We start from the raw sequence: 20592 nt of genomic DNA, 5'->3' as shown, positions 1-20592 counted from the left end.
AATTTCGCAATATACCAATATGGACCACGTAGATCGCATCGTTGCTCAATGGAATAAGGCCCGCCCCGACCTCGATGTTGGGCCAATGGAAACATTCGGGCGGCTTTCACGCCTGACAACCAAGCTCAGGGGCGAGATGGAAAAAACCTGGAAAGGTTACGGGCTAAACCCTGCCAGCTTCGATGTACTGGCAACCCTGAGACGGTCGGACAAGCCCGACGGATTGTCTCCCGGTGAATTGCTTGAACTGACTATGGTGACTTCAGGGACAATGACCAATCGGATCGACCAACTCGTCAAAGTAGGCCTTGTCGAGCGGGTGCCAAACCCCGAGGACAAGCGCGGGTTCCTGATCCGATTGTCCAAAACCGGGTTTTCGACGATTGAGAAAGCCGTCAGCGATCACGTTGAGACACAGCATCGGCTTTTACAGGGGATGTCGTCCACGCAACGGGATGAACTGAACCGATTACTCAAAGATCTAGGCGAACTAATTGACAATGGCACAAGATAACCATCGACTAAATGGACCCAGTTAAAGGAAACCGATCTTTCTCACACTACCGCTTATCCTCGACGGCGTCTCCTGATCGGGCGCATCCGGTCTCACCAATGGCCGCTGTCAGATTGAAGTACGGGATTTCTTCACTAAGGCAGGTTGATCTTTAGTTGTGCTTGGCCATCGCTGGTACGCTCTTTGGAATGCCCCTTGGGACCAACGACACCGCGAATGCGTGTGCGAAAGTTCGAGAAACCTGTCGACGTGACAACGTCGACGGCCTCGTCCAAGTGGAGTTCCAGTCGGAACCATCCTGGCTTAAGCATCGCGATTGCGATCACTTTCGCCGTGAAGGGTTGTGACAAGTATGTGCCGCTGATCTTGTCGCCGACGGCCCAATCTTTGGGAGGTCCGTTTCCGATGGCCGCAAGCATCGCATTCCAGTCCCGGAACCCGTGTTGGTGGGCTACCAATTCAAGAGATTTAGCATGTCCAATCGATGTGCTGTCTTCGGCCATTTTCGTCCGCAAGCGCTTGGCCTGATCCTTTGCTTGCGATGCAGACGGCAGTTGTGTGTTCATAGCGTCACTCCCTTTTCGGTGTGGAAGATACCCCATTTCAATTGCTTGTTTTGCGCAACTCCCCAAAGCACTACGACCGTTAAACCCAACAACATCACTTCGGCGAGCGGTCCCGCAAGCCAGATACCAATTTCACCAATCCAGACTGGCAACAGGAACGTCAGTGGAATCGCAAAGGCATACGCCTTTGTTAGCCCTAAGATTGCCGCCTTCCCCATAGATCCAATTGCTTGGAAATAGGTTGCCACCATCATCAATGGTCCCATTAGGAAGAAAACACTGGTCATTATCGGCAAGATGCGAGCCACTTCTGCAATGACGGCCGCGTCATCAACAAATGCGCTTGCGATCTGGCTAGGCAAGCTCATCACAACGACTTGCACAAATGCACAATAAATGAGCGCCGCCCAAAGCGCGATCCGTAGGCTCGCATCCGCCCTTTGCCAAAGTGCAGCGCCATAGTTGTTGCCGGTGATGGTCTGCATCGCGAACGACAGCCCCAAAAGCGGCAGAAAAGCAAACGTGATGACACGGGTGATGATCCCATAGGCAGACACTGTGTCGGCGTAGCCCGGGCTGCCAACCCATTGCAGCGCTGTTATGAGTGCTGCTGATCCGAGTGCGAGACCAATGAAGTTTAGGCTTTGTGGCGCACCCAATGCGAGTATCTGCCCCCAAAATCGCCGCACAGAATGAAGTAACAGGTTTGATGGCCGAAGCGATGTATCTCCAAAGAAGCGAAACGCAAAAATGATCCCAAATGCGAGCGCTTGTGCAGCCGCTGTGCCATATGCGGACCCGGCCACACCCATTTCTAACACCGCGATGAGCACATAGTTGAACCCGATGTTTGCAATGGAAACCAGCAGGCTCATCGCAGCCATGAAGCCCACGCGCCCTTCGTTGCGCAGCGCGTCAGAGTTGACCGACAATACAAAGAGGAGCGGCGAAAAGAACACGGTGATCCGCAGATAGATCAACCCCATCTGCGCCAATGCATCAGAACCCCCAGCAGCCAGCAAGGTCAGTGGCTGGCCAAAGAAAACGAACAACAAGATTAGGACGGCGCCTAAAGCGATGGCCAGTCCATGCGCGCCAGCAAAAATGGCACGCGCACCTTCCAAATCTCCAGCGCCTAGATACCGTGCCAGAAGGCTCGACATTCCGTTCGACACAAGCGTCGAGAGCGCCACGATCAGCATATAGATTGGAAACATCAACGTGACCGCCGCCAGCGCCTCGGGGCCAACATAAATGCCCAGAAACAGCGCATCGGCCACGGACAGAAGGCCGTTCATCCCCATCACAAAAATGATCGGCAGCGCGGTCTTTAGATAAATGGTGCCAAGCGGCCCATCGGTGAACGTATTGGTGGGGGTATCAGACATATCCCATATCTCTCTAGCCAGATCGCGCAGTTTGAGATGGGACCCGCATTACCATCCGCGCGATATGCGGAAAGAGGTAGATAGAGATCTGAAGTCGTAGAACTTAACCAAGACAAATGTCAGCGGGAGGCGGGCGTCTACAGCCTGAGCTCCAACTATTGAGTATAAATTCTTACGTCAAGCATTTTTGCAAAGCGTTTGATTTGGCAACGCTTACATGCGCGGCACGAGCGCTCGTGGCTGGCGGTAGGGTCTTCTTGATCGAACGTTCAATCAAGCGCCGTGTCTCGCTCGGCACCGCGAAGACGACTGAGTGTGACCGGTGTGACACCGAGAAAAGATGCTATCAAATAATGGCCGAAAAGCCCTTCGTGGTGCGGAAAGTTTTCGCGAAACCACGCAAGGCGGTCTGCGCCGCCAAGTGCGGCAAGGCACCACTCCCGATCAGCCTTGCGGGCCAGTTCTTGTTGCAAAATGCCGTTTGCCCATTCGCGAATTGGCTCCGATGCTAACATAAGCTCAGTTAAGGCGCGGCTGTCCATTTGCGCAACTAACGCGTCAGCAACTACATCTATTGATACGAGCGAGGTCCCGTTTCTGGTTCTCGCGACATTTGGTGCGACCACGCACGGACCAGCGTTAAAGCTAACGCAAACGCCGCGGCCTTCTGGATCGCTAATTTGGCTCGTGGCGCGCCCATCAAGAATGATGTGCTCCATTGGGTCTGGTTCGCCTTGCGTCGCAATGCGACGCCCCTTTTCGACAAATTCAACACTCCAAGCCGCCGCGAGCTCACGCGCTGTGTCTTTATCTAAAGCGTTCGGGGGACATGTCAGAAAGGTAAAGAGGTCCAAATCGCGAATTCCTTATCAAACGATAATGCCAGCTTTGCTCGCGCTCAGTACGACGGTGCCAATGGTAAGGAGAAAAACCAATGAAAAAGATGATACCAACTAAGCAGTACGGGCGGCAAGCGGCACTCTTCGGTCTCGCGGCTGCCGGAGTCTATCTGCTGATGATCTTTGTCACTCTGGCGCACATCGAGACTTTGTCCGGCCTTCGCCCTTTCGACATGCGTCCCGGCGGATATTCGGCTGAACTGGCAAATTCGCTGATCAATGCCTTGGGGTCCAGTGGAAGGCGGTACTATCTCACACGACAAATTCCACTTGATCTGGTTTATCCCTCTCTCATGGCGCTGACCTTAGTATCATTGCTCAAATGGCTTGGTTCACGAGACGTAAGTCAAAAGCTTGTTCGAATTGGAACTTGGTTTTCGATTGCGGCAGCTATCGCTGACTATCTAGAGAACGCCGGCATCTGCCTCATGATCCTGAGTTGGCCAGAAATATCGACCAACATTGTCTTGGCGGCAAGTGTCGCTTCCATTGTAAAATCAGGCTTAACGACAGCTGCTGTCTTGATCGTCTTGCTTGGTGTCGGGTTTTTGGCGTTCAAAAGGATACGTTCTTACATCCGATCGATGCCTGCAGAAGGTCCCATCGGGAAACACATACTTCAAAAGCCAGAGTAAAGCGTTACACCCACATCCCCCGACCACGCAGTACAAGAATGAGGCCGAACATGACCTCGAAGGCCGCACCGGGGAGCAAGAGTGCCATCGACATCGTTTCAAAATCGGATGCCGAAGCAATCATCGCGACGACGAGACATATGTAACCGATGAAACCCAGCGCTCCGAGTGTCGTATGAACAAACTTCGACCGGATCAGCCAGAGGCACATCGGTAAGCTGCCAAGGCCGAGCGCAATCATGCCGAGCTGATAAAAGGTGTCGCCTGATGTCGCCAATCTAATGAAACTGCCCTGGAGTGCCATGACCGAAATGCCCAACAGCAAGCCTTCAGCTATACGCGCCGAGAGATAGATGCCTCCGCTGCGTGGCGCTGTTGTCGCGATTATCGGGCGCATCAGAAATCCGATGGTAATCACGGCCACGGAATTGCTGAGGCACATGAGCAGGCCAAGCCAGTGCCACTCACTGCCCAAGAGGGCTTGGCCAACGCCAAAAAGTGGGAATGCCGCCAAGATGCACAGGCCAATGACCTTAAACCTGTGTGCATCAGACATGAGCTGTCTCCGCCATTTGAAGATCTTCATTAGCATTAAAATGCGCGTTAATTTGAGATTTGATCGTCACAACGACGTTGCCCTTCTTGTGCCCCGTATCGACATGGGCATGCGCAGCAATCATTTGGGAAAAGTCAAAGCTTCGGTCAATGACGGGATGGAAAGTTCCATCCGCGGCAAGATCAACGACTTTGCGCAGGATATCGACTGACTCTGACGCCACGCCGCCAATCAGACGCTTGCCGCGCAACCGGGCCTTGAGCCAGCCCAAGATCATGTCGGATGTAGACCCTGCGATCAGCAGCATACGACCGTTTGGCACCAAGGCGTGCCGCGCCCGGTCCCAAGGTGCTGTGTCAACGGTATCTACGACCATATCGTACATTGGCCCCTCTTTTACGAAGTCTTTTAAATTGTAGTCGATGACGCGGTCGGCCCCGATGCTACGCACGAGATCTGCATTTGTGGCGCTGCAGATGCCCGTCACCTCGGCCCCAAAGTGCTTGGCAATTTGGACGCAGGCGGAACCGACAGATCCAGACGCCCCGTTGATCAGAACCCGTTCACCTGCGCGCAATTTCCCCTTATTGATCAGAAAATCATATGCGGTTGTGGCCCCAAATGGGATTGCTGCTGCTTCCTCGAAGTCCAGGGTTTCTGGTTTGCGGACGACCTTTCCGTCGGCTGGCATCGTGATGAATTCCGCATGCGCGCCAAATCCTGCGCCTGGAAAACCGATGACGGCATCCCCGGGTTGGAAAGTGGTCACATCTGCACCGATGGCTCCGACTACCCCGGATAGATCAGTTCCAAGAACTGGCTTGCGAGGGCGCGTTATGCCGAAGACAAGTCGTCCAACTAGTCCTAACCCAGCGGGCATCGTCAAGCTGCGGGCTCGCCAGTCACCCGCACTGACAGTAGTGGCGCAAACGCGGATCAACACTTCGTTTGCTTTGGGCGTTGGGGTGGGCAGTTCGACGTAGTTCAAGACGTCGGGGCTGCCGTATTCAGTATAAGTATAGGCATACATATCAAGTGTTCCTTCAAGCTGTCTGGGGAGATGAATTGGATTGGTTTGCAGTGCCGCGCAGGCCACGGATAAGCAGCCAAAACCCGAACCCAAGCTCCGCGATCGTAACAATCACGAGCAATCCGATAATGGTGATGTCCAGTGCTGCAACATCAGTGAACGTCAGCTCAACAAGGCCTTGGATCAGATAGCCAAACGCCCCGATAAACAGACCCCAGCCAAGCAGATGCGGCACCAATCTGGATTGCAGGATAACCCATCCAAGGGCCAGCAAATGTGCGCCAAAGAAAAGCTGCCAGACGTAAATACCAAGGGCATGTGCCTCAAAGAAGACTTGTGCAAAGGCCTTACTGTCAGCAGGGTCCAGCCCCATCGGTTGGGTTAGCAGTATATAAGGCATGACCCACAACAACAGGTTGATCGCCATGACGACGATCATACCCAAACGGGATACCATCGCGATAAGGGCAAGCCTTGGGCTGGTGGTGCGAAACATCTGATACAGGATGACCGTGATTGCAATCTCAAGCAGGATCACGGCGCTATCTGCAAGCACGCCCAATCGAAACAACCCAAGCTGGCCCATCAGATTGGCAGCTGTGGACGAGGCATCTCCGGCCACGACGATTTGCGCCGGCACATAGCCAATGCTGAAACCGCCGCAAACGGCAATAGTGAGGTAGAGCGCGCCTGCAATGCGGGCGTCCTTCAGGTCCAGTTTAGTTTGCGTGTCTGTAGACATTGCATTTCCTTTCTTGGGTCAGTGCGGGAACGAACGACGTGGCTTGTGTTGGCTGAGGTTTAGACCACCCTACCATTTATGCGAATTGACCAAATCCTGTGATTTGATATGCATATCTGCATGGATTGGCGCTCGGTAAAATTTGATTGGAACAAAGCGCGGGCCTTCTTGGTCACCGCTGAGGAAGGATCGTTGTCAGCCGCCGCGCGCGCATTGGGCATGGCGCAGCCAACGCTTGGCCGTCAGGTTGACGGGCTAGAGCAAGAGTTGGGGATCGTTTTGTTTGAACGGGTTGGTCGCGGCCTCACACTCACGCCAAGTGGTTTGGAGCTGTTGGAGCATGTCCGCGATATGGGCGAGGCGGCAGGCCGCGTCTCGATGACCGCACTTGGTCAGTCCCAAGCGCTGGAAGGAACGATCTGCATCTCGGCCAGTGAGACTTATGCAGCCGTGCTTTTGCCACCGATAATCGCAAAGCTACGCAAGCTGGAACCGGGCATTCGGGTTGAGATTGTCGTGGCCAATCATGCCAGTGATCTACGCCGCCGCGAGGCGGATATCGCCATCCGCAATTTCCGACCAACTGAACCCGATCTGATCGCCAAAAAAATCGGCGACGCGGATGCCGTTCTCTATGCAACGCCAGACTATATTGAAATGATTGGCAACCCGACCAAGCCCTATGACCTGCGCCACGCTGACTTTGTGAATATGGATCATGGTGGCATGATGCTCAAAGGTCTCAACACGCTTGGGCTTGGCCTTACAGAGGCGAACTTCCCACTTCTGACCGAAAGCTATCTGGTCATGTGGGAACTTGTGCGCCAAGGCGCAGCGATTGGCATTCTGGATTCCCATATCGGCGACGCCGACCCTGTCGTCCGCCGTGTTCTTCCGGATCTCGAACCACTCGTCTTCCCGATCTGGCTCGTCTCCCACCGGGAGCTCACAACCAGCCGCCGCATTCGCAGGGTCTATGATTTTCTGGCAGAAGAACTGAGGCGGAGTTAACTTCGGGGCGCAGTATCGACCGGGGCGATAATGCTCGTGAGCAATCTGTCGGTCATCATCTTAGCGTCGGTCCAAGGGTAGTCACGGATCGTATTGAGACAAAGTGCAATGCCGATCATTCCAGATATCAGGGTGTCGGTGCTTGCTTTGACGTTGCTGTCATCTTGAAGAACGACCTGCACCAGTTCCGAGAACATCCGGAAGTGTGCCAAAGTTTCTTCGTCCATGACAAATGTACTGACGTCCGATCGCGTTACGTCGTTCGACATAAAGACGAGTCGAAAATGGTCGGGATGATCGACCCAATATGATACAAAGGTCTGCGTAGCCATTTGTAAGCGTTCAACCGGTGCATCGATCCGTTCTAGTTTTCCTTGAATTTCGTTGGACATGTCGGCAAATACGTCTGTCCACAGATATCGTAGAATATCCTGCTTGCCCTCAAAATGAGCATAGATCGTCATCGGGGCACATCCAACTTCCTTGGCAAGACGGCGCATCGAAACCGCATCAAAACCTTCTGCGCGATAGATCGCGAGTGCTTGCTTTGCGATCTTTGATCTGTACTCCGCAATATCACTCTCGCTGCGGGGCGGCCTGCCTGCGGTCTTAGCCATGGGTTGGTTTCTCCAATAGTATTTTAGTACGCGTCACAAATAATGCTTGCGTTGTCAAGGTTACATTAATATAGAACGCGTACTATATTAATGGATGCCCAGCAAAACTCCCTCAAGGAACATGGAAATGAAAAAGATCAATTTACTGAATCTGGTTGTCGTGATTGTCGGCGCAGCCATCATCTTTCTAGGACTGAACGTTGGTCTAGGTGGGATCAAAACACTTGGCTGGCAATCGACACGCGACTTCGTGGCGATCACGGATGCCGCAATATTCCACGCTCAGGATAGCCACATAAGGTTCATTGGTGGTATTTGGTTTGGTGTGGGTGCCACGTTCCTGATCGGCGGCATTGCGATGCGTACGCTCCGCCCAACATTGATCATTCTGTCGGCGATGATCGCGATCGCGGGCCTATTTCGACTGAGCGGCATGGACAGCGATGTGATCTTCAGCGCGGCAATTGCCCCGTCAATTGCACTGGAACTTTTTGGCTTTCCGCTTCTTGCGTGGTGGCTCGTCGTGTCGGGAAGACGAGAGGATCAGAGCTGACAGTTATAGGTAAAACAGCAGTAACCAGAAAAACTTTGCCCGCGAACGCAACCGGGCGTTCACGCCTACCATATCCTGCCCAAACAAAGTTGCAGCCAATGCTGGTTTGCGGCGTCGCCAATCCCTTTCGTTCAAAACGATAGCTATTGCCGCAACGCCGCTCCGTGATTTATTTCATTTGCATGTCATAGACCGTTTTCATCACCATGCGGCGCGGTAGGAGAGGGACAAGCCAGTTCAACATGAAGCGCATTTTCGGATCATTGACGACGCGCAACTTGCCTTTGAGCATCGCATCATACCCAAACTTTGCGACGCTTTGCGGTTGAGCAGCGCCCTCGTTCATCTTAGCCATTTTATCCATTGCAGCGGTTTTCGCGAATTCCGTCTCTACGAAGCCCGGCTCTAGCGTCGTGACGGTCACACCGTGGGGACGCCATTCAAAATCAAGCGCGGGGGACAACGTGCTGACAAAAGCTTTGGATGCGAAATACGTCGCCTGCAGTGGACCTGGTTGATAAGCACCAGAGGAGCTGACGTTGAGCACCTTGCCGCTACCGCGCGCAACCATGTCTTTACCGACCAAATGGCACAGTTGCACGAGCGCGTTGATGTTCAAATCAAGCATGGGCATATCTGCCTCAATGCCGCGGTCAAGGAATTTTCCGTGCCCGCCAAAGCCTGCGTTGTTGATTAAGATGTCGATCCTGTGCCCTTTGATCGCCTCATAAAGCGCCCTTGCGCCTCCCTCAGCGGCCAAGTCGAGCGGCACAGTCTTCACAGAAACCCCGTGTTTCTGCTCTAGTTCATCCTTCAACGCGTCCAGCTCCTTTATGCGGCGTGCTGTAATGATCAAATCGCCGCCTTTACTGGCATGGTAGCGGGCAAACTCGCGGCCAATCCCAGAGGAAGCACCGGTGACGAGAGCAGTGTTAGACATGAGAATCTCCAATGTATGTCAATGCGTGTTGACATACGGATATCGGTACAAAAAACACATGTCAACACCTGTTGACAAACATCACTCCTCCTATAAAATATGCCTATGAGAAATTCAGACAAAACACGCGAAAAGCTCCTAGCGGCTGCCACAGAAGTATTTTGGGAACAGGGTTATTCCAACACATCACTTCGCCAAATTGCGCAAATGGCTGATGTGGATGTGGCGCTGATCTCTCGGTATTTTGGCGGAAAATTAAAGCTATTCGAAGCGGCACTGACAGCGGGCCTTTATTGGCCCGAATTGATTGATCCCGACAACGACCCAATCAAAGTTGCCATCGCGAAATACACCGCCTCATCTTCAGAGGATCACAAGTTCTCGATCACGCGCATGATTGTGATGAATGCCAGTGATCCACAAGTCGGAGACATGGTTAGGCAAACACTTTTTGACACTCTCGTTGCCCCGCTCGAATCCCGAATAGACGGTGAACACGGGGCGGCGCAATTGGCCATGTTTTTCTCTGTGATCATAGGCGCATCCGTCGCGCGGCACTCTCTTCTCATGCCTGGAATGGCCGAGGTGGACGCAGACACGCATGCGTGGCAATTACGCTATTTGATCGATGCGGCTCTTCAATTTGAAATCAGTGAGGAGCCCAAGGTTCCGTGAAGCAGGCATCAAGCTGAAAATATGCGCGATGTCCGCTTCTCGGCCTTGGTGTAGACGCGTCAGTCGAAGGGTTTGTTTCGTGAACATCAGACGCCAACTTTGCTGATGTGGGGCGAAAATGATCACATCTTCCCTGCTGATGGCGCGCACCCCTACAAGCACGATTTAGAGAATTTTGAGTTCCATCTGCTCGACCCTAAAAAAGCAATTCAGAGCTTACTTCAGGCCGTGTAAATTTAGTTTGGTTTTGCCACTTACTTTTATTATTGAAGTTACTATATTTGGAGAATTGATAACAAACAAAAAGGCGCTCCAAATGTCAGCTAAGTTGAAACTACTTCGCTCTGTTGTAGGGCTCTGGTCTAGCGTGACACCCACGTTGGCAGGTGGCTGGCTGGCAACAAAATTCCTTACAGTCCGTCCAGCCTTTAGAAATCCGCCCGAGGAATTCCTGCACCCGGCTGCTACTAGACTTAAAGTAAATGATGAGATTGAAGCATGGCGCTATGGACCACAAAGTGAAGTCTCGACAAAAACTGCCCTTTTAGTTCATGGATGGGAAGGCAGGCGTAGTCAGTTTTCTGAAATAGTCCCTGCTCTTCTGAACCAAGGATATGATGTTATTTGCCTTGATCCGCCAATGCACGGTGCGTCGCAAGGGGAAGCCTCCAATCCAGTGTTGTTTGGTGATGCCATATTGGCAGCGGGAGAAAAATTCGGCCACTTTGAGCTTGTTATTGGGCATTCGTTGGGAGGAGTTGGAGTTGTTCTCGCAATGGAGCGCGGCCTTGAAGCAAACCAATATGTTTTAATCAGCACCCCTGCCAAACTTGTCACAGTGTTGAACCGAGTTGCTGAAATGATTGGATTTAGCAGCGCAGCAACACGTGCCTTCGTCGAAGAAATCGGACGTCGTGTTGGGGCATCCCCTGAGAAATTGGATTTGTCTCTGAAGGTGGCTCTGAGAAAAGAACAGGCGCTGTTTATCCACGACAAGGGCGACCGAAACGTTCCCTTTGATCCCTCGTGGGCGACATGTAGTGCTTGGCCCGGCGCTATCCGATTGGAAACAAATGGCTTTGGTCACAACCGGATTTTAGCTGCGCCCGAAGTGGTCACTGCAATCGCAAAGTTTGCAAGTTAGATGTTTTGATGGCTTCCTCAATGAGCCTAGCGTCGGAAAGGATGAAAAAGTGAAGATTAGTTCGTTCAAGGGTATGGCATGCTCAATTGCTGGAGCAGCTGATATTGTTGGAGACAAGTGGACAATATTGTTGGTCCGAGATTTGTTCATCGGCATCTCCAAGTTTGATGATTTCCACACATCGCTCGATATTCCGACCACAACGCTTGCCAATCGGCTGAAGGTCTTGACCGATCAAGGATTGGTCGAGAAGCGGCCCTACCAAAGTAGCCCCACCCGGTTTTCCTACAGGCTGACCCAGAAGGGCCGCGATTTATGGATCGTAATACTGGCGATCGCGCATTGGGGTGATAAATACGATATGTCAGGATGCGGTGCCGCTCCAATGGTTTTTGTAGACCGGGAATCAGGTGAAGAAGTAAAACTATTGGTTGTGGGTAGCGAGACCGGACGACCCCTTCGCCCTTCTGCGATAGAGCTTATTGCCGGGCCGGGTAGCGACGACAAAGTCCGCAAACGAATGTCAGTCCGTGATGCCTCTTGATAGGGGGTCCTCTACGGATCCATACGACAAAATCGTTTCAAGATAGCGGATTACCTGCGAAGCACTGACAACAACTAGGGGCTAAGGTACGCCCCCGATGTTTTTACGTTGCTGATTCAGCTTTCCCACGGCAATTGTTTACAGGTCGAAACCAGATGGTCCACGAACAACCGTTGCCGCGTCGACTGGAAACGGTTTGGTTGGAACACTGCGTAGATGTCCCGGTTAGGCGAGGTTACATAACTGGACAACACAGCATGCAGCTCTTGGTTTTTGATATGCTCGGCAACGTAGAAGATGGGAAGAATTGCGATGCCGACGCCCTCTAGTGCCGCACGGCATAGTATATCCCCAGAATCCGATTTGAAGTTCCCGCTCAGGCCGACTTGGCCATGCTGGCCAGCCGCATCCTGATAGCGCCATTCGTGCAGCCCGCTGTTTCCAGTGAACGCCAACACATTGTGGTGCATAAGATCATCTGGTTTCTGCGGGGTGCCGTGTGCTTCAAGATAGCCTGCGCTTGCACATATCACAAAAGGGCAAGACGCCATGCGCCTCGCGATAAGTGATGTGTCTTTGAGTGACCCAATCCGCACAGCGAGATCGAATCCTTCATTCACGATGTCGACGAAGCGTTCGTCCAAGCTCACGTCTAGTTCGACTTCGGGATATTCCGCTGCAAAAGACGCAATCGATTGCCCGAAATATTTGATCCCTAAGCTCTGCGGAAAACTGATCTTCAATGGACCTCTTGGGCGCGATTTCAACTCGTAAATCTGTTCTTGCGCCTCTTGCAAATCCTCCAACGCCCGCGCCGCGCGTTCATAGTAAACCGCTCCCTCTTCAGTAACGGAGACATTTCGCGTTGTGCGGTTGAGCAGTTTGACCTGTAAATCTTGTTCAAGGTTCTGGACCTGCTTGGACACAGCCGAGCTGGTAATGCCCAACGCGCGCGCGGCACCCGCAAAGCTTTCAGCCTTAACAACGGCAATGAAGACGCCAACGCGTGACACATGATCCATCTGCATTATCAACCTAATGGAATGAGTTATCTTCCAAGTACGAGTATTATCAAACCTATGGCAACATGCAATCTATGCTTCAACAGACACAAACAAATATGGAGCAAGACAATGACACAGCATACCAACCCAAACTACGGCGCACTCATCACCCGCATATCCCTTGGAGGCATCCTGTTATCTCACGGGCTTCTGAAGGTGCTCGTTTTTACTATCCCTGGCACCGTGGGATATTTTGCCAGCCTCGGGTTACCCGCAATCGCAGCCTATCTTACGATCTTTGCGGAAATCGCAGGCGGCACAGCGATCCTTTTGGGCCTCTACACACGCTTGGCCTCGCTTCTCTCGATACCGCTGCTGCTGGGTGCGCTTTGGGCACATGCAGGCAACGGTTGGGTATTCAGCTCAGAAGGTGGCGGTTGGGAATTCCCATTGCTGCTGGTGGTTCTTGCAGCTGCTGTAGCGCTTCAGGGCAATGGTCCGTTCGCGTTGCGTAAACTGCCCGTGATCGACGGTTTTATCCCACAGTCGTTGCGGGCTTAACGCGAACCTCTTTCCTCTTTTAGAATGCCAAAATCATGCCCAAACTTCTCATGTTCGCCGGAAGCGCACGAACTGCTTCAACAAACAAACAGCCGATATCGATGTCACTCTGTTAGACCTCAAAAACTTCGAGATGCCAATCTATGATGGTGACCTTGAAGGCGATGCAGGCCTGCCGGAAAACGCCAAACGGCTTAAAAAACTCTTCGTTGAGCATGATGGAATATTCATTGCTTCACCGGAATATAACAGCTCATTTTCACCGCTGCTGAAAAACGCATTGGACTGGATTTCTCGCCCACACACCGAAAATGAACCCTCACTTTGGGCCTATACTGGCAAGGTCGCAGCCCTTGGGTCAGTCGCTCCCGGCGCTTTGGGTGGCTTGCGCGGTCTTGTTCCGCTTCGCATGATGTTGGGAAATATCGGCGTGACTGTGGTGCCAAATCAGGTCGCCATTTCGAATGGGTTTAGCGCATTTGATGACGCCGGCGCACTGAAAAGTGAACAACAATCTCAGATACTGAAGGCCACGCTCGACCAATTAATCTTAACAACGCGTGCAATGACTGGGCTGTCTCAAAAGGAAGAAAGGAATACGTTATGAGCTGGAACCCATCAATTGAACCAACCTGTCCGGGTGCGGATAGCGTTGATGCGATCGAAACACTGATTGTGCCAAGAGCGCGAGACATTGGTGATTTCGAGGTCCGACGCGCACTCCCATCAGCAAGACGCCAGATGGTAGGCCCATTTGTATTCTTCGATCAAATGGGTCCAGCTGAATTTATCACTGAGCAAGGCATCGACGTGCGTCCACATCCCCATATCGGGTTGGCGACAGTGACCTATCTCTACAAGGGAGAGTTTCAACACCAAGATTCCCTTGGCACCAACCAAATGATTTACCCCGGCGAGGTGAATTGGATGATCGCCGGGAATGGCGTCACCCATTCAGAACGCACAAGTGCCCAAACCCGCAAAGGCCCTAGCAGCCTGTTTGGTATTCAGACATGGGTGGCCTTGCCGGAAGAAGCAGAAGACATGGATGCAGATTTCGAGCATCACAAAGAAGAGGCACTTCCCTTCCTTGAGGGTGAAGGGAAGCAAGTTCGGCTCATTCTTGGCAATGCATGGGGCGAACGTGCCCCGACAAAGACATTTTCCGAGATGTTTTACGCGGATGCCGTCCTAGAAGCTGGTGCCTTGCTGCCAATGCCTGACAACCATGAGGATCGCGGCATCTACGTCGTTGATGGTTCGATTGTGGTCGCTGGCGACACGTTTCAGTCCGGTCAAATGATGGTGTTCCGTCCCGGTGATGCCATCACTGTCAAAGCTGGCCCAGCTGGTGCACGATTGATGTTGCTTGGCGGTGAGACGCTTAACGGCCCACGTCACATCTGGTGGAATTTTGTCGCGTCCTCGAAAGATAAAATCGAAGCAGCCAAAGAAGCATGGGCCGCAGGAGATTGGGAACACGGCCGTTTCCAGTTGCCGCCCAATGACAAGGGCGAATTCATTCCCCTGCCCAGCTAGATCGGCGAGGATTCCTAGCCTGTAAAGATGCAAAGGCAGACGAATATTACCCCTTGGGGCAGCCTTACAATAGGGCCGCTTGATCTACAAATTCAATTCTAGGTTCTGGATCCATTTGAACGTGGTGGATCTGATTATACCCGCTGCGCGCTCCTGATCGCAGTAATGAAGATACTGACGCAAATGAAAAAAAACACAATGTCACTGGAAGCCAATACAAACCACGGCGCAAAGAGCACGCGCCTGAACAGATCAAAGGACGTAGAGATGCAAACGCTTTTACCAACCAATCATGAAAGTGTGTTTCAGAATGCCTGGGCCGATCCCAGCAACACACGGTTCGAACTGCCTCCGGTAAACATAAACGAAGCGCTGGCCGAGCACTACGGCACGAGCGAACCTTTCACATTTACCCGAACTATGACGTGGGACATGGAGGTGCGCAAAGCACTGAAGCCTGACGACTACATTCGGTCGGTTGTACAGGAGGGGAGTGCCCACTCCTGGGACCAACATCTGATCGCTGACGGGACCGAAATATTCGTACGGTCATCGCTGCAACGACTTTGGCTCGAGCCCAAGAAATTAGGGCTGGTCCTGGAACTGGTTAGCCTCAATCACACCGAGCAAAAGGTAACTTTCATTGGTGCATTGGAAGATTCTGATCAGAGCAACAATCTTTTTCGGGTAATTGGGGGGCAACCTCTGTTTCACGTCGAGCACTCAGTCGGCGGTGAAGAAAGGGAACCGCTGAACAGATGGCGGATCGTTCATCTCACCGACGGGCCTGATCGCAGGTTGATTGAGCGGTTCAAAGTCATGGCTAACAACGTTTTGCTGCCAGAATTCATTGAGAACTACATCCGAAATGATCTGAACATCGGGCTGGCCGCGAAATAGATTGAACCTTCACTAGTGCCATTCTGCCCGAAGACACCAAACTGTTGCTCCTGAGAATATCCGTCCGAAGATGTTCGACCATGAAATCCACAAGTGCTCTGACTTTGCCACTTACCATGCGGCCTTCCCGATGTACGACGTGGATTGGCATCGGGGGAAGCTCGAACTCGTCTAGTACCGTCTGCAACCGCTCCGCTTCGATGAAGGGTGATATTTGATAGGATATCACTTTTGAAAGACCCCATCCCACTAGGCATGCATCGTCCAAACCAATCCGGAAAGTAAAAGACCTGAAGAAATTGCGCAGGCCAACGTCCGTACCGTGTTCCAGAATGTCCAATGAGGCACATAGGTCTGTGTCCAGTAGTCTTGTGTCGTGCTGTTGGATATTTCCATTCCAGCAAGTGCCTCGTTCATCGGAACGTTGAAGAAGATCGTCACGCCAAAACACCCAATGAGGTAGGTCAGGCAAGCGAGTGTGAGCAACATTGCAGCCGGTCCGCTTAACTGAGAGACGGAGTAGCCAATTAGGGCCAATGAGACCGGTACGAGACCGAGGAAAAGCACCATAAACACCCAACGAAAAACTTCGCGGTTGATGACCTGCATCGCTTCAACACCCGCCTCGTCGCTTGTATTGGCCAAGGATCGCATGATGAAATCTGAAAATGCGAGGAATACACCACCTACAAATGCGTTGGCGAGGATAGCGATTTGAATAAGGACGAGGAACCATAATGACATTGGGCAGCCTTCTATTGATAGATTTGAGGATGGTATGGGCCACATTCCTGCGCCCCAATGCATTCAGTGCATCACAGCTTAGACAAGCGCTGTTTCGCATTGATTAGATACTTCACCAAAGCGCCCATCATGTTGCTTGGATTCCATATCCTTCTACCTCAGCGATCCAGCGCTCGATCATGGCCGGTTTTGGATTGCTCGCGCCTGAAAAATGCGTGAAGCGTGCGGGCTTGATTCCTACAAAACCCAAAATCTGATCTCGTAACTGACGCAGCATGGCATTGTGATAAACCCAACGCATGAAAAAATTGGGCGTATCGGAAGTCATGATCACTCGGCCTGTTCGTCCCGACAACATAGGGGTAGGCATACCCATCCAATTCGTTTCGCGAGTGTTAAAGGCCCGTCCCGGAAGAAAAGCGCGATCGAATAGCCCCTTCAGCTTTGCTGGTAAACCGCCCCACCACATAGGTGTAGTGAGTACCATATGCTGGCTCCATTCGATGTCTGTCAGAACTTGTTCGAGTTCCGCCTCTAGTGGTTTTAGAACTTTATAGCCGCCAAATCCGAAATCGGGATCGAATGAAATGTTGTGCAAGTGAGTAAGTCGGACTTCGTGACCAGCGTCTTGCGCGGCTTGTGCGTAGCTTTCCGCCAAAGTCCGATTCAACGAGTTTTCAGCGGGGTGACCGTTGAGGATGTAAATGCGTTTCGGTGTCATGAGAATCTCCATTATTGACCATGGTCATTTTAGTAATCACATTAATGACCGTGGTCAATAATAATATTTGACCGCAGTCAGTATTTTTGCGAAAAGAACACATGGTAAGAGCACAACAGAAGCGAACACTTGAGACGCGAGCCCGCCTCATAGCGGCGTCCGAAGAGATTATTGAGAAACGTGGGTTCGAAGAACTGCGCGTTGAGGACGTCGTGTTGTTAGCAGGCACAGCCAAAGGCACCTTCTTTGCGCACTTCAAAGACAAAGACGTTTTGATGGATCTGATAATAGGTGGCCGGATCGATCAACACCTCGACGGGTTGGAAGCCCTTGCCGTGCCTAACACTGTTGAGGAATTGGTAGAGGCGCTCATGCCGCTCAGCGATTTCATGACAAGTGAACGGTATGTTTTCGACCTGATCTTGCGTTATTCTGGCGCAGCTGCGGTGGAAGAAATTGGTCATATTGCTTTGACTTTTGGCCGTCAGATAGAGATTCTCGAACGTTGGTTGGCCAAGGCCCCGTTTCGTCAGGACATCACCCCCGCCCTTCAAGCTGAAGGTGTTCAGGCCTTTTTGACACAGGCTATGGCTACGAATTTTTGCGCTCTCCACAACACGCAAACGATGCAAACACGGCTGATGCCTTATCTAACCGCGTGGCTGAAGCCTTGATTTAGCCGGTTAAGGGTAAACATCAGTAACCAGAACCACTTTGCCCGCGAAGGCGGACAAAGCAAACTTCCTTTCTATGGGTGGCACTGGCGGCATGTAGTGCCGCCAGCTTTAGGTATGACTTAAGGCGCTAGGTCGAAGAATAGGATTTCGGCATCTTGCCCTTGATCAAAAATCAAAGTGCCTGATCCTTCAATTGCCAACCCGTCACCTTTGTTCAATTCAACCTCGTTTACGCGTACAGTTCCATCGGCCACTTGCACCCAACCTTTACGCCCTGCAGGAAGGTCATGCGTGATGACTTGGCTTTCGATCAACGTGGCGGCATAGACACTCGCATCAGCCTGCGTCGTCATGGAGCCGTCACGGCCATCACGTGACAAGAACAGCTTCAACTTACCGTCTTTATCGGCTGGCGTGAGGTCAATTGTGTCATAGGCAGGTTTGATATTCTCGACCTCAGGCTGCAGCCAGACTTGCAAGAAGCGCATCTCGTCTGTCTGCGATGGATTGAACTCCGAATGCGTGACACCAGATCCGGCACTCATGTACTGTACACCGCCCTCGGCCACGACCGATCCGTTGCCCATACTATCTTTGTGCTCCAGCGCACCGCCCAAAACATATGAGAATATCTCAGCGTTTTTGTGTGGATGTGCGCCAAAGCCTTTGCCGCCATCGACAAGGTCATCGTTGATGACGATGAGGTTTCCAAAGCCGAGATGTTTTGGATCATAGTACTGGCCAAAGCTGAAACTATGGGATGATTTTAACCACCCGAAATCCGCTTCGCCTCGTTCGTCCGCCGGACGCCGTGTGAAACGCAGGGAATCTTGGCTTGTGATGTTGCTTGCAACGTTCATTGATCAGCTTCCTCAAAGGTTAGATTTTCGATTTCGTTCTGCACGGCAGCGATTTTAGCCTCAGCATCATTGCCCAAGGCGTCAGCTGCGATGATGGAGACATCAGTGATCCCGATGAACCCCATGATGTGTCTCAGAAAGTCCGTGGCATAGTCGATATCGCTTCCAACCGGCGTGCCGCCGGACGCAACCACGATGATGGCACGCTTGCCTGTTAGCAGCCCGACAGGGCCATCCGGCGTGTATTTGAACGTAACCCCGATACGGCAGATTTGGTCGATCCAAGCTTTCAAAACGGCAGCCACAGAGAAGTTGTAGACGGGCGAACCGATCACAAGCGTATCTGCCCGGCTGATCTCATCAACTAGGCCATCTGACAGTGCGAGGGTTTCGCGATGCGCATCAGTCCGGTCATCACTTGGTGTAAAGTTTGCATCAATCCACGCGGCATTAAGCAAAGGCAGTCCTTCGCTCAGATCACGCGTGATCGTTGTATCAGCACCGATTGAAGCCAGTACCTTTTCGGACAACTGCCTTGTGACAGACCCATCGTGGCGCGCGCTTGCTTGGATATTCAGAACTGTATGTGTCATGTTAGATCTCTTCTTTTGCTTATGCGGCTTAGTAAGCGATTGCTTTGGTGCCGGTTCACAATCGATATAACTGTTGCAAATTTCTGAACTAGATGGATATTTAGCAAATCATATTTGCGTTTAGGAGAACAATGTCACGCCTTGCTGAAATCGAAACTTTTATCGTGATCGCGCGGACCGGATCAATAAGCCGCGCCGCGGAACAGCTTGGCATTGCAAAATCTGCTGCAAGTCGTCGGTTGTCGGATTTGGAAGTGCGGCTTGGCGCACAATTGATCTTGCGGACAACCCGCCAGTTTAGCCTAACAGAGGAGGGGCAATCATTTCTTGGCCGGGCGGAGATCGCCTTGGAAGCACTGGATGATGCGGAGCGCACTGTCCGCGATGACGTTGAACAACTTTCCGGTCCTCTCCGTGTCGCAGCACCTGTATCTTACGGTTTATCCAAAATGCAGCCGGTCTTTGCCCAGTTCCTAATAGACAACCCTGACGTTACATTGAGTGCTGACTTTTCTGATCGCACCGTCGATCTCGTGCAAGACGGCTTTGATCTCGCGATCAGAATTGGTGATCTGCCAGATTCGTCGTTGGTGGCGCGCAAGATCACATCCGTGCGGCATTGCGCTGTGGCAAGCCCAGATTTTTGGCAGACGCATGGCAAACCTGAAACACCAGAAGACCTCCAGCACCTCCCTTTTCTCAGATACGAAAATTTGAGCTCAAGGCACACGCTTGCATTTCATAGACCAGACGGTGCCAACGGCACTATCAGCCCGCCACAACGTGTGCGCGCAAGCAATGGAGATTTTTTGGCACAGATGGCGGTCGCTGGCTTAGGATTTATGGTGGAGCCGGAATTTGTGTCCGAGACCTATTTGCAAACCGGTGAGCTTGTCGAGGTGCTGAGTGATCATTCATTTCTTGGTCTAAACCTCTACGCAGTTTTTCCTCCCGGCAGGCGTCCTACCCGCCGCGCAGAAGCGTTTGTGGATTGCTTGACTATAGCTCTACGTAAAACGGTCAAATAGATCGAGGTGCTATAAAACCACCGTTTGAACAACATGCTGCATCTGCCGGATTCGACCTGAGGACGACTTGTACAATTTGCTGTGATCTAAGCTAAGACAGGCGTACTTAAAATATGTGCCGATTCCAAAAAATTTCAGGTAAAATTTCCTG

General features: G+C 52.0%; 26 protein-coding genes. 13 read left to right on the top strand and 13 right to left on the bottom strand.

The window, feature by feature from the left end; all coding sequences use genetic code 11:
- Positions 1-19 precede the first annotated feature (19 nt).
- Positions 20-514, top strand: coding sequence for a MarR family winged helix-turn-helix transcriptional regulator (locus V7775_RS21370; protein WP_335753959.1), 495 nt, complete (start codon positions 20-22; stop codon positions 512-514).
- A gap of 134 nt (positions 515-648) precedes the next feature.
- Here V7775_RS21370 and V7775_RS21365 read toward each other — a convergent pair whose 3' ends face one another.
- From V7775_RS21365 to V7775_RS21355, 3 genes are all read right to left on the bottom strand, one after another.
- Positions 649-1080, bottom strand: a complete 432-nt coding sequence (locus V7775_RS21365; protein ID WP_335753958.1) for a glyoxalase superfamily protein — start codon at positions 1078-1080, stop codon at positions 649-651.
- A complete protein-coding gene (locus V7775_RS21360; protein WP_335753957.1) occupies positions 1077-2468 on the bottom strand; it encodes an MATE family efflux transporter in 1392 nt (463 codons plus the stop codon). Before V7775_RS21360 ends, V7775_RS21365 begins: the two co-directional genes overlap by 4 nt.
- Before the next feature lie 269 nt (positions 2469-2737).
- Positions 2738-3322, bottom strand: a complete 585-nt coding sequence (locus V7775_RS21355; RefSeq protein ID WP_335753956.1) for a Crp/Fnr family transcriptional regulator — start codon at positions 3320-3322, stop codon at positions 2738-2740.
- Positions 3323-3402: 80 nt separating this feature from the next.
- Here V7775_RS21355 and V7775_RS21350 point away from each other — a divergent pair, with 80 nt between their 5' ends.
- On the top strand, positions 3403-4002 hold the full coding sequence (locus tag V7775_RS21350) for a hypothetical protein (RefSeq protein ID WP_335753955.1): 600 nt from the start codon (positions 3403-3405) through the stop codon (positions 4000-4002).
- 4 nt (positions 4003-4006) lie between these two features.
- On the opposite strand, the gene V7775_RS21345 is transcribed toward V7775_RS21350, so the two are convergent.
- The 3 genes from V7775_RS21345 to V7775_RS21335 are packed head-to-tail and all read right to left on the bottom strand — an operon-like array spanning position 4007 to position 6330.
- Entirely contained in the window at positions 4007-4558 is a 552-nt protein-coding gene (locus V7775_RS21345; protein ID WP_335753954.1) for a DUF4386 family protein, read from the bottom strand.
- Positions 4551-5588, bottom strand: coding sequence for an NAD(P)-dependent alcohol dehydrogenase (locus V7775_RS21340; RefSeq protein ID WP_335753953.1), 1038 nt, complete (start codon positions 5586-5588; stop codon positions 4551-4553). Before V7775_RS21340 ends, V7775_RS21345 begins: the two co-directional genes overlap by 8 nt.
- Positions 5589-5601: 13 nt before the next feature.
- Entirely contained in the window at positions 5602-6330 is a 729-nt protein-coding gene (locus V7775_RS21335; RefSeq protein ID WP_335753952.1) for a DUF4386 domain-containing protein, read from the bottom strand.
- A 108-nt stretch (positions 6331-6438) separates the two neighbouring features.
- On the opposite strand from V7775_RS21335, the gene V7775_RS21330 reads away from it, so the two are divergent.
- On the top strand, positions 6439-7341 hold the full coding sequence (locus V7775_RS21330) for a LysR family transcriptional regulator (protein ID WP_335753951.1): 903 nt from the start codon (positions 6439-6441) through the stop codon (positions 7339-7341).
- On the opposite strand, the gene V7775_RS21325 is transcribed toward V7775_RS21330, so the two are convergent.
- Entirely contained in the window at positions 7338-7958 is a 621-nt protein-coding gene (locus V7775_RS21325; RefSeq protein ID WP_335753950.1) for a TetR/AcrR family transcriptional regulator, read from the bottom strand. The genes V7775_RS21330 and V7775_RS21325 overlap by 4 nt on opposite strands.
- A gap of 127 nt (positions 7959-8085) precedes the next feature.
- Here V7775_RS21325 and V7775_RS21320 point away from each other — a divergent pair, with 127 nt between their 5' ends.
- Positions 8086-8511, top strand: coding sequence for a DUF4345 domain-containing protein (locus V7775_RS21320; protein ID WP_335753949.1), 426 nt, complete (start codon positions 8086-8088; stop codon positions 8509-8511).
- Positions 8512-8680: 169 nt separating this feature from the next.
- Here V7775_RS21320 and V7775_RS21315 read toward each other — a convergent pair whose 3' ends face one another.
- Positions 8681-9451 carry an SDR family NAD(P)-dependent oxidoreductase gene (locus tag V7775_RS21315; protein WP_335753948.1) on the bottom strand — a complete coding sequence of 257 codons (771 nt, stop codon included), beginning with the start codon at positions 9449-9451 and terminating at the stop codon, positions 8681-8683.
- A gap of 105 nt (positions 9452-9556) precedes the next feature.
- Between V7775_RS21315 and V7775_RS21310 the strand changes: the two genes are divergently transcribed.
- The 3 genes from V7775_RS21310 to V7775_RS21300 all read left to right on the top strand — a co-directional run bounded on the left by V7775_RS21310 (position 9557) and on the right by V7775_RS21300 (position 11814).
- Entirely contained in the window at positions 9557-10126 is a 570-nt protein-coding gene (locus tag V7775_RS21310) for a TetR/AcrR family transcriptional regulator (RefSeq protein WP_335753947.1), read from the top strand.
- Between the two features lie 241 nt (positions 10127-10367).
- Positions 10368-11270 carry an alpha/beta hydrolase gene (locus tag V7775_RS21305; RefSeq protein WP_335753946.1) on the top strand — a complete coding sequence of 301 codons (903 nt, stop codon included), beginning with the start codon at positions 10368-10370 and terminating at the stop codon, positions 11268-11270.
- A 49-nt stretch (positions 11271-11319) separates the two neighbouring features.
- Complete coding sequence (locus V7775_RS21300) at positions 11320-11814, top strand: winged helix-turn-helix transcriptional regulator (protein ID WP_335753945.1); 495 nt, start codon at positions 11320-11322, stop codon at positions 11812-11814.
- A gap of 116 nt (positions 11815-11930) precedes the next feature.
- On the opposite strand, the gene V7775_RS21295 is transcribed toward V7775_RS21300, so the two are convergent.
- On the bottom strand, positions 11931-12842 hold the full coding sequence (locus tag V7775_RS21295; protein WP_335753944.1) for a LysR family transcriptional regulator: 912 nt from the start codon (positions 12840-12842) through the stop codon (positions 11931-11933).
- Between the two features lie 105 nt (positions 12843-12947).
- Here V7775_RS21295 and V7775_RS21290 point away from each other — a divergent pair, with 105 nt between their 5' ends.
- The 4 genes from V7775_RS21290 to V7775_RS21275 all read left to right on the top strand — a co-directional run bounded on the left by V7775_RS21290 (position 12948) and on the right by V7775_RS21275 (position 15818).
- Positions 12948-13379: a DoxX family protein gene (locus tag V7775_RS21290; RefSeq protein ID WP_335753943.1), complete on the top strand. Its 432-nt coding sequence runs from the start codon at positions 12948-12950 to the stop codon at positions 13377-13379.
- Between the two features lie 133 nt (positions 13380-13512).
- Positions 13513-13986 (top strand): NADPH-dependent FMN reductase, encoded by a 474-nt coding sequence (locus tag V7775_RS21285; RefSeq protein WP_335753942.1) that lies wholly within the window; start codon positions 13513-13515, stop codon positions 13984-13986.
- On the top strand, positions 13983-14918 hold the full coding sequence (locus V7775_RS21280; protein ID WP_335753941.1) for a pirin family protein: 936 nt from the start codon (positions 13983-13985) through the stop codon (positions 14916-14918). The genes V7775_RS21285 and V7775_RS21280 overlap by 4 nt, the downstream gene beginning before the upstream one ends.
- 183 nt (positions 14919-15101) lie before the next feature.
- Positions 15102-15818 carry a hypothetical protein gene (locus tag V7775_RS21275; RefSeq protein ID WP_335753940.1) on the top strand — a complete coding sequence of 239 codons (717 nt, stop codon included), beginning with the start codon at positions 15102-15104 and terminating at the stop codon, positions 15816-15818.
- 249 nt (positions 15819-16067) lie between these two features.
- Here V7775_RS21275 and V7775_RS21270 read toward each other — a convergent pair whose 3' ends face one another.
- Entirely contained in the window at positions 16068-16562 is a 495-nt protein-coding gene (locus tag V7775_RS21270) for an anthrone oxygenase family protein (RefSeq protein WP_335753939.1), read from the bottom strand.
- A gap of 127 nt (positions 16563-16689) precedes the next feature.
- Positions 16690-17283: an NAD(P)H-dependent oxidoreductase gene (locus V7775_RS21265; RefSeq protein WP_335753938.1), complete on the bottom strand. Its 594-nt coding sequence runs from the start codon at positions 17281-17283 to the stop codon at positions 16690-16692.
- A gap of 101 nt (positions 17284-17384) precedes the next feature.
- Here V7775_RS21265 and V7775_RS21260 point away from each other — a divergent pair, with 101 nt between their 5' ends.
- Entirely contained in the window at positions 17385-17957 is a 573-nt protein-coding gene (locus V7775_RS21260; protein ID WP_335753937.1) for a TetR/AcrR family transcriptional regulator, read from the top strand.
- A 122-nt stretch (positions 17958-18079) separates the two neighbouring features.
- On the opposite strand, the gene V7775_RS21255 is transcribed toward V7775_RS21260, so the two are convergent.
- On the bottom strand, positions 18080-18820 hold the full coding sequence (locus V7775_RS21255) for a pirin family protein (protein ID WP_335753936.1): 741 nt from the start codon (positions 18818-18820) through the stop codon (positions 18080-18082).
- The gene (locus tag V7775_RS21250) at positions 18817-19413 is read right to left on the bottom strand and encodes an FMN-dependent NADH-azoreductase (protein WP_335753935.1); all 597 of its coding nucleotides are present in this window, start codon (positions 19411-19413) and stop codon (positions 18817-18819) included. The genes V7775_RS21255 and V7775_RS21250 overlap by 4 nt, the downstream gene beginning before the upstream one ends.
- Positions 19414-19544: 131 nt before the next feature.
- Between V7775_RS21250 and V7775_RS21245 the strand changes: the two genes are divergently transcribed.
- Positions 19545-20441 carry a LysR family transcriptional regulator gene (locus V7775_RS21245; RefSeq protein ID WP_335753934.1) on the top strand — a complete coding sequence of 299 codons (897 nt, stop codon included), beginning with the start codon at positions 19545-19547 and terminating at the stop codon, positions 20439-20441.
- Positions 20442-20592 lie beyond the last annotated feature (151 nt).

The organism is Sulfitobacter sp. (assembly GCF_036960155.1).
Lineage (GTDB): Bacteria > Pseudomonadota > Alphaproteobacteria > Rhodobacterales > Rhodobacteraceae > Sulfitobacter.
The sequence above is the reverse complement of the archived record's forward strand: the minus strand, read 5'-3'. Positions and strand labels throughout refer to the sequence as shown.